Here is a 15,812-nt window from a genome sequence, read left to right as displayed (position 1 = left end):
GTGTCGAGCGCGACGATCCACACACCCGCAGATCAACGAGAAGGGAAACGCGTCCGATGAAGAACACCTGGAAGGTCAGCCCGGGGGCCCAGATTGCCTACGACGGAAAGATGTGCACGGTCGCGGAGATCGGTGATGGCGCCGTCATCGTCCGCACCGCGGATGGGCGCACTCGCCGTCTCCGCATGATCGATGTGCTGCAACCGGAGTCGGAAGGCGGCAGAGTGCACGTGCCAGGCAGGGTGGGCGACGACGAGCAGACGCAACCTTTGATGCTTGTCTGGTCGGACGCAACCCAGTCCGCTCAGGCGGGTGCTCACCATCGGGCGGATCACGTCCGTGAGGTGCTCACGGGATACCGGTCGGGCAGTCGTGAGGTCGCCCGAGAGGGCGAGCCACGACTGGAGTACCACCCGCAACGGCCGCTCCGAGAGCGACAGAAGGCCAAGGCCAAAGAGCTCGACATAGGCCTACGGACCCTGGAGCGATGGGTCTCCCGGTATCGAGACACCGGGGAAGCGGGTCTCATCGATACCCGGATGTCACGGACGGGTGCGGCACTGACAAACTTCGACCCGCGGTGGGTTGACGCCGCGCGAACGATACTCGATGAGCAGGACGATCAGTCCAAGGTGCAGAAGAAGATCATCCTCGCCCGGATCCGCGCACGCATCGAGAGACTTCACGGCCCCGACGTCGTCACATTCCCGTCCACCGCCAGCGCATACCGGGGCTTGGACGAGCTCACCCGCGGACGAGGCACTTTCGCGGGTTCCACGAAGGCAAAGAGATCGATCGCGAACCGGCCCGCCGCTCCCTACGGACGGTTGACCGCGTCACGTCCCGGTGAGTTCGTACTTCTTGACACCACCCCACTGAATGTGTTCGCCGTCGCTCCGGTGACGGGCAAGTGGGTCTGCGCGGACCTCACGGTCGCGATCGATCTCTACTCACGGTGCATTCTCGGGCTGCGCTTGACGCCAGGATCGACCAAGTCCATCGACGTGTCCGGTGTTCTCGTCGAAGCGATGCTGCCGTTCGACCTACCGGGCAGTTGGGATACCGCCGCTCGTGTCCCGTATCACGGCGTGCCTGACACGGTGCTCGTCGACCCCACCCGAACCGATGTCGCCCGTTTCACACGCGCCGGCATCTTGCCCGAGACGATCGTCGTGGACCACGGTCGCCCTTTCCTCTCCGAGCATGTCACCACCGCGTGCGCCCGACTGGGCATATCAATCCAGCCAGCCCGTATCTACCAGCCCACCGACAAGAGCCCGGTGGAGCGCTTCTTTCGCACTCTCGACTCTCTCCTGCAGGAGCTCCCCGGCTACAAGGGTGCGGACGTGTCGGGTCGTGGGGACGATGTTGAGGGTGAGGCGGTGTATACGGTTCCGCAGTTGGAGCAGATCATCCGCGAGTGGATCGCGACGGTCTATCACCTCCGCCCGCATGAGTCGCTCGCCGATCCCAGCCTCCCGGGTGTGAAGTTGAGTCCGGCGCAGAAGTATGACCAGGGGCTCGCTGTCGCGGGTTCGCTGCGGATGCCGACGGACCGGAATGTGCTGTTGGAGCTGCTGCCGGTGGTGAAGCGTCAGTTCAACCACTATGGGGTGGAGATTCACAATCTTCGCTACACGGGGGATTCGGTGGCGAAGTACCGCAACCGGGCCCGGTCGATCCACCGGGACACGGGCACGGAGTGGCCGTTCGTGGTGAACCCGGACGACCTGACGAAGATCTACTTCCACGACCCGGAGGATCACACCTGGCACACCCTGGAGTGGGAGCACAAGGACGCGTTCGACACCCCGTTCAGTTTGGACGCGTTGGAGTATGCGAAGAAGATTGCGATCCGGCAGGGCCGCCCCTCGCAGGTCGATGATGTTGCCGCGCAGTTGCTCGAGGACTGGGGCGCGGGCCGAGGGTTGACACCGTCGGAGCGGCGGATGAGCGCCCGGATGGCGGCCCGCCTGGATGAGAAGAACCCCGATCCGGAAGGGGTGTGGTCGTTGCGGACGGTGCAACGGATGCTGGACGCAGAACTCACGGCCGGGTCGGACCTGGCGACGGAGCTGACCGGCGGGGTGAGGGATCCGAGGACACGGGTCGATGTGCCGGAGACCGGAGATGATGACGACGAGGACGACATCGACGAGCCCACCATCCGTGGCGACTACCGCTTCGAGCCGATGGAGATGCTCCGATGACAACCACCCAGCCCCAGCCGCAGGCGGGAGCACGGCAGCGGAGCCTGTCCACCTACGAGGGGTGGAACGACTTCGCAGAACGCCCAGCCCGGACCCGTCCGGACACCCTCACGCTGAAGCGGCTGGCGGCGCTATCCACGCAGGAGCGTGTCGGGTATGACTTGGCGCGGCGTCAGTGGCACGCGAACATCCTGCTGCGCACCCGACAGGTGCAGGAGATCGAGTTGCAACTCGGCGACATCCTGGACTCGAACCTGCAAGACGCCGACCGGGTGAAGTCAGCGGCGGCGATCGACGCGCCGCCGGCGCTCGGGAAGTCCACGGTGGTGAACAACTTCGGTCGAGTGTTCCACCAGCAGCGGATCGCGGAGGCCGGGGAGTGGCTGGATCAGGACCGGGACGTGCGGCACCTGCCGGTGTGTCATGTGACGTTGACGGGCCGGCCGACGATCAAGGGTCTGCACATGATGATCCTCGGGTTCTACGCCCACCCCGCCACCGCCGGGATCCTGCACCGCTCGATGGCGGGTAGAGATCTTGCCCGGGCAGCCGCGGAGTGCATCGAACGCCACGACACGCGCCTGGTGATCGTTGATGATCTCCACTTCCTGCGGATGAATACCCGTGACGGGGTAGAGGTCGCGAACCAGTTGAAGTGGCTCTCGAATGAATACAACGCCACGTTCCTGTTCGCCGGTGTCGCCCTCCGCAAGCGGGGACTCGTCGGGGAGGGCCAGACCGGCGAAGGCGCAGCAATGGCGCAGACCTTCCGACGGTGGACAGTCCTCAGCCTGGAACCTTTCACCCTCGCCCACAAACGCGGCCGCGATGAATGGGACCGGCTGCTGTTCGGCATCGACCAGGCCCTCGTGCTGACCGACGGGAGAGACGGGATGCTCGTCGACCTCTCGCGGTACCTGTTCGCCCGCACGACCGGGAACATCGGGTCGCTGATGGACCTGATCCGCCGCGGCGCATCGCGCGCAATCCGCACCGGCAGGGAACGCATCGATCGGGAGCTGCTCGATGATATTCGCATCGACGAGGGCGCCGAGACGGAACGTCGTGAGCTGGAGGCGAAGCTGGAACGGCAGCTTCGAAGCCAGAGAGCGGGCCGCCGCCGAAAGACCCAGGGTGGCGAGGTGGCAGCCGCATGACCGGCAAGGCCGCGACGCGTTCCGACGAGGTGCGGGTGCTGCCGTTTCGGGTGCGGCCACTGCCGGATGAGCCGTTCGATTCCTGGCTGGAGAAGATGGCGGCCACCTATGGGGCGACGATGAACGAGATGGCATGCGCGCTCGGTCTCATCGAGCAGGAGAAGGGTTTGGCTGTATCGGCGACCGCGTGGATGGCGGACAAGTGGGCCACAACCCTCACCGAGGAGCAGGCTGCCCGGCTTGAGGCTTCCACGGGCATCCCTGCCGATCAGTTTCACGAGATGACGAGGATGCGCTTCGCCCGTCACGCGATCCGCTATACCCGGCAGGGTCGGATCAGCGCGCAATGCCCGGCTGCAGGGACCGCGGGACGATACTGCCCGGAATGCCTGGTCGATTCGGGTGGACGGTGGCGGATGTCGTGGCAGTTCCCGTTCGGGTTCGCCTGTGCCCGCCACCGCCGCCTTCTCGTGGATCGGTGCCAGACCTGTGATCTTCCTGCCCGACACCGCGCTCACCCGCTCGCACTTGTTCCCGTTCCCGGGCGTTGCCACAATCCCGTGCGGGGTCCGGGGAGGGGTCCGCAGGCCAACCGGTGTCGCGCGGACCTCACCGAGGACCGGACCCGCACGCCGGTGCCGCAGGCGGTGCTGGATGCGCAACGGGCGATGATGCGCATCGTCTCCACCGGTCAGGCGCAGTTCGGGATCTATGCTGATGCACCGCAGCCGGCCGTGCCTGTGTTGGAAGACATTCGGCTACTGTCCCGCACCGCGCGGGACGCAATCGTCGGCGGTCACAGCATCGACGCGAGCCCGCTGGGCCGGGAGCTCATTGGGCTGTTCGAGATGAGCGAGGACTGGACGAGGGCGATCCGGGCGCGACCAGACTCTGCCGTCGGGGCCGCTGTCGGCACCACCCTCGGTCACCGCGCACTGACCAATCCGGCCGCGATCATCTCCCTGCTGCAGGGGCGGCTGGCGCACAGCACGTCGTACACCGCGCACACACCACAACTACAGACCCTGATCGCGGCCGCGCTGGGTCGCCGCCGCCGCCCCACCGTGTTTCTGCAGTCCGCACCGCCGTCGGGCGTCAGCCCGGAAGAGCGAGCACGGAAAGTGCCGGCACAGTTGTGGGGGGACTGGATCGCCCAGTACGCCCCACTGCGGGTCGACAACGAGATCGCCGCGTCCGCGCTGGCAGCAGCGGTCGTGTTTACCGGCACGAGGCTCACACACTCCGCCGCGCTCGCGCTGCTCGATCCGCACGCACCGTCACGGCAGGTGACGCACGTGATGCGTGAGCTGGGCCGCAGCACTCACCACGTGACGACCCTGCACGCGGTCCTCCGCCTGGCAGCTCTATTGGACACGCAAGACGTGCCCATCGACTACGCCCGCCGCCGCCACCTCGACTACACCGATCTCCTGCCCGAATCACAGTGGGGGCAGCTCTGCCGGGACGCGGGCGTGTCCCCAGGGAGCGGACGACGCTGGGAGTTGGCGCGCGCAGCCCTGTACCAAGAACTCTCCGGGAACCCGCTGCGTGCGATGCCTACGGCGTGGCACACGACCAGGGCGAGCCCGCCCGCCGTAGCCCGCTTCGTAGAGGAGCTCCCGCCGGCGGTGCGGGCGGCGCTCGATCAGATCGCCGCAGAGTTCCTCGTCGCCAACGGCATTCAGGAGCCCGTCACCTGGACACCCGAACCCACCCCTCAGCTCCCGGAAGTCGGACCCCAGATCGCGCCGTCGTGGCCGCCCATCCGGCCGGCACGAGCGACAGCGACAGAAGCCATGCCACCAGACCGGCTGACGCAGGTGTACGCGGCGGGAGCTTCCACCTACACGATCGCCGCAGACACGAGGGTGTCTCGGCAGACAGTGGGTCGCATTCTCGCCGACGCGGGCACCCGGACTCGAAGGGGACGACCCCGCACCTTCGACCTCGACCCCCGTTGGCTCCGCGATCACTATGAAACGAAGCACTGGACCATCGCACAGATCGCGCAGCTCGCCGGCTGTAGCGAGATGACCATCAACCGGCATTTGCATAGCGCCGGCATCCCGGTCCGCCCACGCGGGGCGCGCATCAACGGGTCTACCTCGGACGCAGGCAGGCAACGATCTGACCCGCCCGCCCCGCGGGGCCCATCACAGGCTCACGGACTCCGTCGCAGCACTCCCGTCGAGCCATCGACGAATACTCGAATTCCAGACACGCGAAGGACGTCGGCATGACGCAGAAGAAACGAACTTCCAGTCGGCTGCGGCACGACGCGCGGGAACGCGTGAAGGTGACAGGAGAGAAGTACACCACGGCGCTGAAGGCAGTCATGGATGCGGGTTCATCCAGCAGCCGAGCTGGAGGACGAGATCAGGGCGAGGAGCCTGCGGGTCCCGCCGACACGCAACGCGCACCCGACGACACCCGTGACCGGAGCTGAGTCCGGGGTGGGATCTCTGCGATGACGGTCGAGGGCAAGGAATGCGTGGTGTCGGCCGACTCAGGCCGGGAGGACAAGCCGTGGTCGGCACCTCACCTCGCGCCGCTGTTCATTGAACTCACCGCTGACGAGACGGCGCCGGTGTGGGCGCGTCGCGCTGTGACATTCCTCCATCGCTACGCCCGCGAACACGGCCAATCCCCGACCTTCCGGGAAGTATTCCCGGAGCTCGCGTCGCACGATCTCAGCGCCGCGGAGCATCAGGCTGCCTGGACGTCGTCGTCGCCGCGGTACCTGACGATGGTGCACTGGCAGCGTTGTGGATGGATCCGCTTCCGACGAGAACCGCGGACCCTCCGATCCGGCCCCGCGGCAGGCGAACTGTTCATACCGTCGCCCGCGCCGAAAGCGCGTCCGAGGCAGTCCTAAGCCTTGGCGGTGTTCCCGGGGGAGTCGGGGTGGGAAGAGTAGAGCGCGCCGAGGAGTTCCTCCAGCGCGACGCGCAGTTCGTTGTAGCCCATCGTGTAGAACATCGCGTCGGAGTTCGAGGTTTCGGTGGCGTCGAGGTTGGCGAGGAGTTGACGGGCTTCACGGACCGCCACATCGAGCCACGGCTCGACATCCGGTAGGCCCCGGACCCACTCGTCGATGACGGTGAACGGGATGGGCGCGTATGCGTGGGCGTCGACGCCGACGTGGAACTGGTGCCCATTCGGGCCGTGGTCGCGTGCGTGCGTGTGACCGTGCAACAGCGGGATCCCATCGTCCCAGCGGGGCCGGTGCGACGTGTGTCGGTCCGACTCCTGCGAGTCGCCCTTGTACGGGTAGTGGGATGCGAGGATCCGGTAGCCGTGCCGGGTGCCTTCGATGACCTCCGGCAGAATCGTCCACCCGGCCGCCTCGTAGAGCGGCGCGAACCGTTCGATCGCCTTCCTGGACTGTGTCGCTGGTGAGACCCGGTCATGGTTCCCGGGGACGAGGTACCGGTGACCGTTCAGCTGCGCGGTGAGGGTGATCGATTCCTCGATCGGCCCGAGCGCGACATCCCCGAGATGTAGCACCACATCTGTCGGGGCGACCGTCTCGTTCCAGCGGCGGATGAGCTCGGTGTTCATCTCGTTGACGGTGGTGAATGGACGGTCCGCGAGTTCGCTGATCCGGGCGTGGCTGAAGTGGGTGTCCGCGGTGACGTAGTCGACTCGGTCGAAGTCGAACCACGGATACTCACTCACGGCTAACGCTCCTCGCATGTGACGGATGTCTAGCAGAATCTAGCGGTGTCTAGCGTTTCGGTAGACACCGCTAGATGTTCCTAGAGTTCGTCGAGATCGATCCCGAATTTCCGGGCGAGATCGGAGCGCGCCACCTCCGCACTGTCGGCGGGACGCTCCCGGGCGATACGGGCGATTTCCTCGTCTTCCGCCGCATCCTCCGTGGCGGCGACCGCTGCCAGCTCATCGATCAGGACAAGAACGGGTGTGCCGTCGGCGGTCGCGCGGCGGCGGATCTCGGCGGCGGCATGGCCGAGGGTGTACATCCGCTCCCACGGGTGCTCGCCGTGGCGAGCGATGGCCACGGTGTCGCGGGTGTAGCTGCGCTCATCGCCTGGGACGAGCCACCGTTCGGTGCCGTCCGAGGCGAGGAAGAAGTCGACGTAGCAGTTCCCACACGGCATCCGGTAGACCCCGGGCTCGGTGGGGGCAGAGTCGGTGCTACGCGCGATCATGTCGCGGATGATCCGCCCCCAGTCCGTGTTGCCGTCAGAGTGTGACATCGGCCAGACCCTTCGTTTGGCGAACGGAGTAGTCTCTCACACCGGTGAATTTGTGTCCACTGATTGGGTCAGAGCCTGTTCGAGTCGAGTGGTTGCTCTCGCTCAGGAAGTCTCGCCCGTCGTGAGATGCTCGCCTCATGGCATCGCACACTTCAAGCGGCTGAAAGCGGCCCCAGAAGACCTCATCGACATCCAGCGCTGCGTGACGTTCGTCGCGGGCATGGGCCTGGACCCCGTTTGGCCCGAGGCCCAGCAAGGCCTAGCAGCCGGTGGAAGGCCATTTCACTCGACGCGCTGGACCGATCACAACTCAATGGGTAGCCCACCCGAGGCACATGAACGTGCTGCTCAAGGCGCGCCGCCTCGGTGGGACGGCGGACGGCGACTGATATATCGAGCCGTGTCATCGCAGCCGGTGTCTGCAGCATGCAACAGACTGATCTGGCAACCCGGCTTCGCCGGTAATGCACAGCCCCTGGCAGACACAGCGGGCCAAGTGACCACGAGCGGAGAACAGATGGCGAAGATGCGAGTGCACGAGCTCGCCGCCGAACTGGGAGTCGACGCAAAGGCCGTCTTGGTCCGTCTGCGAGAACTTGGTGAGTTCGTCAAGAGCCCGTCTTCATCGATAGAAGCTCCAGTTGCTCGCAAGGTGAGGGCGTCGTTCGGTGCCCGACCCCCTCGACCCGGTTCGCCTCGGCCATCGCCGATGCGACGTGAGCACGTAGACCCGCATGTCGATCGGCCGGGATTCGATCCGACCGCACCATCCACTCGACAGTTCGGCTGGCGATCGGGCGCTGTGGCGGCGCCCCAGCACCCAGACCTGCTGGCAAACGTCGAGCGCGTTCGATACAAGTACCCGGTCCTGCGTGACCACATCGACGCTCTGCGAAGTCTTGGCTCCCAGGTGGTCTACGCGGGGTTCTGCCGTCAGGATGGCTTCAGGGACTGCGCGATCGTCCATGTGCGATTCAGTGGAGCGATCGAGGCCGGGTTTGGGTTTACCCGCGAGGTGATGATCTTCTACAGTCCGCATGAGGATCTCCAGGGCCGGACCTTCCAGGCTGCGGCCCGCGAGCTCGGTGGCGCCGATCGTTCCATCACTCCGGACATCTTCTTCATGTGGTCGCCCGATCGGCGTCTACAGATCAAACTGAACGACTGGTCGCGCCCCGCGAAACTAGCGATCCCGCTCTTGATTGACGACGAAGACGAACTCTCGCTAATTACCCTTCTTCGCGACTACATCTATGCCCGAGACCTCTTCTACATGACGACTCCCGTGTATGGCGCGAGCTTCTTCGGCCGCAGGACACTGCTGCAGTCGATGCGTGACGACGTGTTCAACCAGCGAGTCACAGGCGTCTTCGGACTGCGGAAGTCGGGCAAGACGAGCATCCTCATGCAGCTTAAGGAGGAGTTGCAAGAGGACAAAGTGGTGACCGTCCTCATGGACCTGGAGGCCTTCCCCTCTCCGCCGGAAGACCCCACCGACGACATCGTCAGCGATCTGCGTCGACGACTGATTGCTGAACTCAAAGCTCACAAGCTGCGCACCCAAGAGCTTTCGCAGCTGCAGGAACGCCCGAGCATCCTCGACCTGAAGAACGCTCTCCAGGCGATACTCAAGCATCTCCACAAAGACGGGCATAGGATCCTGCTCCTCCTGGACGAGATCGAGTACTTGACCCCAGCGGATCGCATCGATATCGCTGAAGGCGACATGCCACGCATTGCGCAGCTGCTATCGGCCCTCAGGAGCATCGTGCAGGAGTCTGAGAACTTCACCTTCGTGCTGTCCGGCCTTACAAGCGCCATCGTTGAAGGTGGACGACTGTATGGTCGACCGAATCCCCTCTTCTCTTGGGCGAAGGCCGTGTACGTGAAGCCGCTGGAGCGAGAAGAGGCGGACGATCTCGCGAGCACCGTCGGCGGCAAGATGGGCATCCAGATCGAACCTGGTGCGCTCGAGGCACTCCACGAGGCGTCCGGTGGTCACGCCTATCTGTATCGAAATCTGAGCTCAGCCGTCGTGCAGCACCTTCCGACCGACGTCTTCCAACGTACGATGACTCGCGCTTCCGTGCTCACAGAACTTGATGATTGGAAGAGTCGCGTCCAAGGCAACATTGAGGAGATGGTCCAACACGTCAAGCGCTACTACGCGAACGAGGCCGTCATGCTGGACGTGCTGATGGACAGTGCAGCCGACTTCAAGGAACTCGCATCCAGCGAGCACGTCGCAGTTCGTCGACTGAAGGACCTGGGTCTGATTCACGAACAGGACGGCGAGTTCGAAGTCAGCGTGATCCTGGAGCTCGTATGAGCGCGACCGACTACTCCGACTGGATACTGGGCGTTCACCGAAAAGCGGAGCAACTCCGCGTCGTGTTCCTGCAGCTGGGCTCGAGCAACGAGCCAGCCCGCCGCGCTCTGGGGGCTTCGCAGGTGAACGTGACGCGCGTCCGGGACTACTTGCAGCCAGATGGCCCACTTACCACCGGAACAGTCGTGATCGACGGGATGGAGTCGCTCACGATGCAGAGTGAGGCCACTCAGATGGGTGCGCTACGCGAGCGCGTCTTCAGCGACGTCGAGGCCGGCGGCAGGGTCATCCTCCTCTCCCGGGCGCCTCGGATTGCTTTCCCTCCAGTGGTCGGGAGTTCGCTCCTTGACGACGCCAGCCTGGCGCATGCTCCGGTCGTCAAGAGCACAGGCGCTCACGAGTGGCCAACGTGCGTTGAAGACGGCGCCTCCCCGGCCGACGTACTGTGCCGGGCGCTGACAGAACTCGGTATGGACCTGGCTGCGTCTCTCGATCGTGTCGTGTACGAGAGCCTGCTGATTGGCCAGAGCGCGCTGGGCCTGCTCAACGCGAGGGAGCTTGAGGCGCTGGATGGTTCCAGCCTTACAGCGCCCGACGGTGCGACTCGGACATGGAATTTTCCGAAGCATCTCGGACCGCTCAAGAAGGCGCTCGACGAGGTTCTCGCGGATGCCCTCGATCCTCAGCAGCAGCTTGCCGAGGTGAGTTCGGGACTCTGGAAGATCGAGCGGATCATCCGACGCGAAGTGCGTCGGCGCGCAATCGCCGCATGGGCGGAGAACTGGCGCACGCAGTGCCTGAACGGCGACCTTCCGGAAAAAGTGCTCGAGCGAGCGAGCGAATCGGCATACATGGGCGCCACGTCGGTCAAGCAATTGCGCGACCCTCTCGAATGGCTCTCACTCGGGGAGTTGCTCCAACTAAAGGACCGTTCCCAGATCGGCGACTTGGGGTTGAGCGCCGCTCACTGGCGACAGTTCAGCGCGCAGATCATGCCGATTCGGAATCGTCTGGCACACATGCGCAGTCTTCGGCCCGAGGACGCCGCCGACGTCGTCAAATGGCAGCGAGTGCTCGAAATGCGATTCCCCACAAATTGAGACGAGCGCACTGCGAGGAGCGTACGCCCGATCAGTAGGCTCATCTCGGTAGCGGGTGAGGAGATTCGAATGGCGGAGAGCACCACTGCCGATCTGGACGTCAACAGGTCCGACCGGCGACTCGGGCGCGCTGTGACGCGGGTTCATCAAGCCTCGCGCACAATCGACCCGGCTCTGAGACCCAGACTCGAGTCACTACTTCACGCAGGCGAAGCGATGGACTTCGTCGCCCGCATCCATGGATTCTCCGACCCCTTGAGTGCATCCGCCCTCGAGTCTTTCGCCGTCCAGGCAGGAATTGGAAGGCAATCACTTCACTCGACCGTGCTGCCGGCGCTGAAGGCTGCCAATGTTGCAGACTTCGCGCTGGACACACAAGGCGTTGTAATCGAGGTGCAGGAGTTTCTGGGCGTAACCGGGAACCTCATCGAACAGTCCTACCGCGTTCTACAGCAGCTCAACCCGACCATCGATGAGATCGTAACGCTGCACTCGATCGAAGTCGCATCGTTCGCCCCGTTGACGACCACCCAACATCTCGACCAACTCCACCGACGAGGATTCAACGACCAAGTCAGCGAAACCGGTCTGAACCTTGCACTGGCGACAGGCCTTACAAAGCGCGTCAACTCCGTCGATCTCGCCGAGGACGTAATTTATAGCCCTTACGTGTGGGAGTCAGGACAGATTGAGATCGCGTCGTTCCTCCGTGGCCTTCCCCCGGGCGAGCGCGACGCGCTTCTCGGCATATGTGAACAGGCAGCGCAACACCCCGGCCTCGCACTTCCACTCCTCGCGCAACCGACCCCCGGCGTGTTCGGCGCAGCACAGAAGGTCGGACTCGTCCAGGCCGCCACCGTCAAGTCGACGGGAGGATCCGGAGCGCAGACATATGTCTTTTCACCTACTCTCGAGTCGGAGGACGACCGGCTCACAACCACCGAGGCGCTGAATCAGCGCAAGCTTTTTGTCGCCCACATGCTCTTCGGGCATGAACGAGCGGAACGTAGCGGCGGTCGAATACACGATCCTGTGGTCCTCGTGCGGGCGCTCCTAAACCGCGGGAGCGTTGGGCCTGCGAGCAACATCAGCACCGACTACCACCTGCTTGAGGCGCACGGCATCGTTCGCGTCCGTGAAACGGACCACGGCCGGGCATACCTCGAACTTGTGAAGGAGGAGATCGTCGAAGGCGGGCTCGCGTGGCTTCAGAACTCATCAACGTCCGCAGGAACGACGGACCCGACGGTGAACCTCCTCCGAGCTCCAGGCGAGTTCACCAACCCAGAGCAAACACGTGCGGGCGCGGGCGACCTCGGAGCCGCTGACGAGATCGCGAGATCAGCGATCCTCGAGCTGAGAAAGGAACTGCAACGTGCCACCCGTCAAGACCGACCCGCTAACCCCCGGTGATCGACTCGAATGCCGCGTAGGCCAAGTGTGGTTCTGGGAGGGGTACTTCACTCGGGTAGGCATCGACCTCATCAGCTACTACGGCGCGGAACTCATCCAAGTCACCGACCTGGATCTACTCGCCATCGGGCTTGGTCCCGGGCTCGAGAGTCACCGGACCATTGGCGAGTCCAAGAGCGGGACGGGGAAGAGCGCGCCGAAACCACTCGACCGTATTGTGTGGCTACGCGGACTGCAAGAGTTGGTAGGCGCAGAGCGAGCGGAACTGACTGTTGCCTCGAGCGTGACGCCCAGAACCCGGGAGCTGGGCCGCCATTCCCGCGTCAGCGTCGAATCGATCAACGACCTCCAGGCGCGAGAGGCCGCACTTAATCTCTCGAAACTCACAGATCTTGGGGCCCACGGACCCAACGCCCTGCTTCTGCGGCGCACAGTCAAAGTAGTCAGCAAGGACGATCCCACGCTCGGACCTGCGTTCAAGTTCCTCACTTCCACCGTGTGGTTTCTAGATCCGTTCGCTGCACTGAAGCAGAGCCTGGGTCTACTTGAGACGCTTTGCCAGCGCTGGACGCCCGGCGTCAAGGATGACGAACAGCTCGCGGTACGGTGGCTCATTTCAGAGACCCTCAGTATCTGGGTACTCAACCTCGTAACGATCGTGGGATTTGTCCGCCCGATGGATCCGAGTGCATTCACAAGTTTTCTTCGCGAACGCCTCGCAGACGGAGTTGTGCCCGCTCAGCGCATGCGCCAGTTGTCGCGCGACTTCGACAAGTTCATCAGTGGACTGCTCGCGGCGGCGAAGGCCTCGCCCGAGGTGCGGACTGAGGCCATGGGCGCGTTTGAGCCCTCACCGCCGGAGTGGGCTGACTCTGCTGCAGAACTCGCAATCCGGCTAGGCCGTCAGCCCGCGCTCCGAGACTTGCCTCGACAGTTTGATCTCGTCGTTCACGAGCGGCTAGCTCGTGGGCGAGACATCTCAGAAGCTGCGGGGGCTCAGCTTCGACTCAATGATCCGGCGGCAAGATCAAGCGTGAGCCTCATTGCAGCGTTCCTGCGAAGCTTTGGCTCTCTGAAGGACGACATCAGCGAGCTTCTAATCGCAGGGTTCGGTAAGCCGGCGCAGGCGCCGCCCGAGCCTGCACCCCAGCAAGAGATCGAAGCGACTGCTCTCACACTGCCCGGCCTCGACGCCGCTGACAGCGTTGCCGAGGACTGACTGGCGTGGGGCTGTAGGGATTCGCCATTCCCCACGGAATCCTGAGCCTTCGGCCACTGCCAACTACCGGGGATTCCCGGCATCCTCGGCCATTTCCAACGGGAACCTACACGTCGTCGAGGTCGTCGTTGCAGTGAGCTTCCGATGGTCGGCGACATGCGCGGGTTCGTCGCGGGGGCCTTCGATCTCGAACCCGCAGACACCGCAGCTATGCAGCCCGATGCCGTCGACGTCGTCCGAGGGGATGTACATCGTGGTGGGCTCTTCGCACATCAAGCAGCGCATGGTGTCTCCGTTCGTGATTGTCAGGTGATCGGTTGGACGGTGGCGGAGTATCCGCGGTGGGAGCCCCAGGCCGCGGCGATGCGGTCGGCAATGTCGCGGTCCTCGCCGAGGTATGGCCGGTATCTCTTGCCGCGAGGGTCGGTGATCACGACCTGGACGACGCCGGCGGGCTCGCGCACGGTGACCCTGGCGGCGGGGATCGGATATGCCTGGACGCGACCGGCGATGATGAAAGTCGGGTACAGGTCGCGTGCGAGCTCCGGGGCACGGAACACGTCGTGAACCCACGCCGTGATGGCGAGCGCGCCGGCGGGGCTGAACCCGATGAGGCGGGCGGGGAGTTGCTCGAGCCCGGCGCGGACGAAGTAGTGCTCGTCGACGAGGATCGGCGTCGGCGGGAGCAGGGTTTGCTCGTCGTGGGCGGGGTAGATGGTGAGGCTGGTGCGGCTGTTCATGAGGCGCTCGTTCATGCGGTGCGGCGGATGCCGGCGGCGATGATGTGGGCCTTGGTGGGCCGGGAGTAGAAGCCGAAGCTGTCGTCGTCGTCGGAAGCGGAGACGGTGGCGGTGAGTAGATCTTCGCCGTCCGGCGTGTGCTGCCGTCGCTCTCCGTGGAGATGGAATCCCGGCTGTCGGTCTCGTCCTGGCGACGGTCTTCACGCAGAGCGGCTGGGTCGGAGCAATGGCGGTGACCGCCGCGACTCTCGTCGTGGCGGCGCTGATCGTCTGGCACCGTGCCCGATCCGGTCTCGTTCGTGCGCTGGATCCTGATCATGCCGTGCGCCGGAGCCGATCTCTGTCGTGGTCACCGGGCAACCCGGGTGAGCTGTTCCAAATCGGCACAGCGCTGTGGCGGAATCCTCCCTGAGAGTAGAGCTCATCCACCGAGTGGTCGCCTAGTTCCTGCAGGCGCCGAGCATCAACGAAGGAGTTATGCGATGTCCTCGTCATCCACCGCGACCGCAGTCGTCCCGAGCGCCCTGCGTGATCTGTATCTGGGCTGGTCCGAGCTCATGGCCACCCACGAGCTGGACATGCGGCTGTTCCGCAGCATCTTCGATGAATGGCACCAGCCGACCATCGAACCGGAAAATGTCACCTACAAGGAGGAGACGGTCGGCGGCGTGCCCGGCATCTGGGCGTTCCCGGCCGGAGCCGATCGCTCCAAGGTCCTCCTCTACACGCACGGCGGCGGGTTCGCCGTCGGCTCTGCGGCCAGCCACCGGAAGCTCGCCGCGCACGTCGCGAAGGCGGCCGGGGTAACAGCGTTCGTGCTGGACTACCGTCGCGCGCCCGAGCACCCGCACCCCGCCCAGGTAGACGACGGGGTCGCGGCGTTCGAGGCCCTGCTGGAGCGGGGGGTCCACCCCGAGGACGTCACCACCATCGGCGACTCGGCGGGAGGCAATCTCGCCATCGCCATCCCGTTGGCGTTGAAGGCGAAGGGACGGCCGCTGCCCGGGCACGTCATCGCGTTCTCCCCGTGGCTGGACATGGAGAACCGCGGCGCGACGCTGGTCACCAACGATGCGACCGACGCGCTGATCTCCGTGCCGCTCCTGGAGGGCATGATCGCCGGCGTGCTGGGGGAGACCACCAGCCCGTCGGCGCCGCTCGCGAACCCGCTCTACGCGGATTTCACCGGGTTCCCCCCGCTGTACGTCAACGCCGGTTCGGTCGAGTCGTTGGTCGACAATGCCATCCGCGTGGCAGAGCGCGCCAAGGGCGCCGGCGTTGACGTCACCCTGCATGTCGCCGAAGGACAGCAGCACGTCTACCCGTTCCTGGCTGGCCGCGACGCGGACGTCGACGCGGAGCTTGCGGCGATCGGCCAGTGGCTTCGCCACTGACCTGCAGCACCCCACCCACCTCATTCACCG

General features: G+C 64.8%; 13 protein-coding genes and 1 pseudogene. 11 read left to right on the top strand and 3 right to left on the bottom strand.

The window, feature by feature from the left end; translation table 11 throughout:
• The first annotated feature begins 56 nt into the window (after window positions 1-56).
• Genes P8R59_RS05960 through P8R59_RS05940 form a run of 5 tightly spaced genes read left to right on the top strand, consistent with a single transcriptional unit; the run spans window position 57 to window position 6,242 of the window.
• On the top strand, window positions 57-2,210 hold the full coding sequence (locus P8R59_RS05960; protein ID WP_005055284.1) for a DDE-type integrase/transposase/recombinase: 2,154 nt from the start codon (window positions 57-59) through the stop codon (window positions 2,208-2,210).
• Complete coding sequence (locus tag P8R59_RS05955; RefSeq protein WP_005055282.1) at window positions 2,207-3,367, top strand: TniB family NTP-binding protein; 1,161 nt, start codon at window positions 2,207-2,209, stop codon at window positions 3,365-3,367. The genes P8R59_RS05960 and P8R59_RS05955 overlap by 4 nt, the downstream gene beginning before the upstream one ends.
• A complete protein-coding gene (locus tag P8R59_RS05950; protein ID WP_101305218.1) occupies window positions 3,364-5,607 on the top strand; it encodes a TniQ family protein in 2,244 nt (747 codons plus the stop codon). The genes P8R59_RS05955 and P8R59_RS05950 overlap by 4 nt, the downstream gene beginning before the upstream one ends.
• Complete coding sequence (locus tag P8R59_RS05945) at window positions 5,604-5,813, top strand: hypothetical protein (protein ID WP_133177970.1); 210 nt, start codon at window positions 5,604-5,606, stop codon at window positions 5,811-5,813. The genes P8R59_RS05950 and P8R59_RS05945 overlap by 4 nt, the downstream gene beginning before the upstream one ends.
• Window positions 5,814-5,834: 21 nt before the next feature.
• Window positions 5,835-6,242, top strand: coding sequence for a hypothetical protein (locus P8R59_RS05940; RefSeq protein WP_043341843.1), 408 nt, complete (start codon window positions 5,835-5,837; stop codon window positions 6,240-6,242).
• Here P8R59_RS05940 and P8R59_RS05935 read toward each other — a convergent pair.
• Window positions 6,239-7,045, bottom strand: a complete 807-nt coding sequence (locus P8R59_RS05935; RefSeq protein WP_005054963.1) for a metallophosphoesterase — start codon at window positions 7,043-7,045, stop codon at window positions 6,239-6,241. The two genes, P8R59_RS05940 and P8R59_RS05935, sit on opposite strands and share 4 nt — an antisense overlap.
• Before the next feature lie 80 nt (window positions 7,046-7,125).
• Entirely contained in the window at window positions 7,126-7,587 is a 462-nt protein-coding gene (locus P8R59_RS05930) for a hypothetical protein (protein WP_005054965.1), read from the bottom strand.
• Window positions 7,588-8,104: 517 nt separating this feature from the next.
• On the opposite strand from P8R59_RS05930, the pseudogene P8R59_RS05925 reads away from it, so the two are divergent.
• The 5 genes and pseudogenes from P8R59_RS05925 to P8R59_RS05905 form a co-directional block, all read left to right on the top strand.
• Window positions 8,105-8,249, top strand: a pseudogene (locus tag P8R59_RS05925) (translation initiation factor IF-2 N-terminal domain-containing protein); the annotation flags it as partial.
• A 47-nt stretch (window positions 8,250-8,296) separates the two neighbouring features.
• A complete protein-coding gene (locus tag P8R59_RS05920; RefSeq protein WP_230007221.1) occupies window positions 8,297-9,916 on the top strand; it encodes an AAA family ATPase in 1,620 nt (539 codons plus the stop codon).
• On the top strand, window positions 9,913-11,016 hold the full coding sequence (locus P8R59_RS05915) for a hypothetical protein (protein ID WP_005054969.1): 1,104 nt from the start codon (window positions 9,913-9,915) through the stop codon (window positions 11,014-11,016). The genes P8R59_RS05920 and P8R59_RS05915 overlap by 4 nt, the downstream gene beginning before the upstream one ends.
• Before the next feature lie 216 nt (window positions 11,017-11,232).
• Window positions 11,233-12,429 (top strand): hypothetical protein, encoded by a 1,197-nt coding sequence (locus tag P8R59_RS05910; protein WP_165801300.1) that lies wholly within the window; start codon window positions 11,233-11,235, stop codon window positions 12,427-12,429.
• Window positions 12,392-13,648, top strand: coding sequence for a hypothetical protein (locus P8R59_RS05905; RefSeq protein ID WP_005054973.1), 1,257 nt, complete (start codon window positions 12,392-12,394; stop codon window positions 13,646-13,648). The genes P8R59_RS05910 and P8R59_RS05905 overlap by 38 nt, the downstream gene beginning before the upstream one ends.
• 305 nt (window positions 13,649-13,953) lie before the next feature.
• Here P8R59_RS05905 and P8R59_RS05900 read toward each other — a convergent pair whose 3' ends face one another.
• On the bottom strand, window positions 13,954-14,388 hold the full coding sequence (locus P8R59_RS05900) for a hypothetical protein (protein ID WP_101305219.1): 435 nt from the start codon (window positions 14,386-14,388) through the stop codon (window positions 13,954-13,956).
• A gap of 557 nt (window positions 14,389-14,945) precedes the next feature.
• On the opposite strand from P8R59_RS05900, the gene P8R59_RS05895 reads away from it, so the two are divergent.
• Window positions 14,946-15,782: an alpha/beta hydrolase gene (locus P8R59_RS05895; RefSeq protein ID WP_229382190.1), complete on the top strand. Its 837-nt coding sequence runs from the start codon at window positions 14,946-14,948 to the stop codon at window positions 15,780-15,782.
• The last annotated feature ends 30 nt before the right edge of the window (window positions 15,783-15,812 follow it).

This window comes from Microbacterium proteolyticum (assembly GCF_029639405.1).
GTDB lineage: Bacteria > Actinomycetota > Actinomycetes > Actinomycetales > Microbacteriaceae > Microbacterium.
The sequence above is the reverse complement of the archived record's forward strand: the minus strand, read 5'-3'. Positions and strand labels throughout refer to the sequence as shown.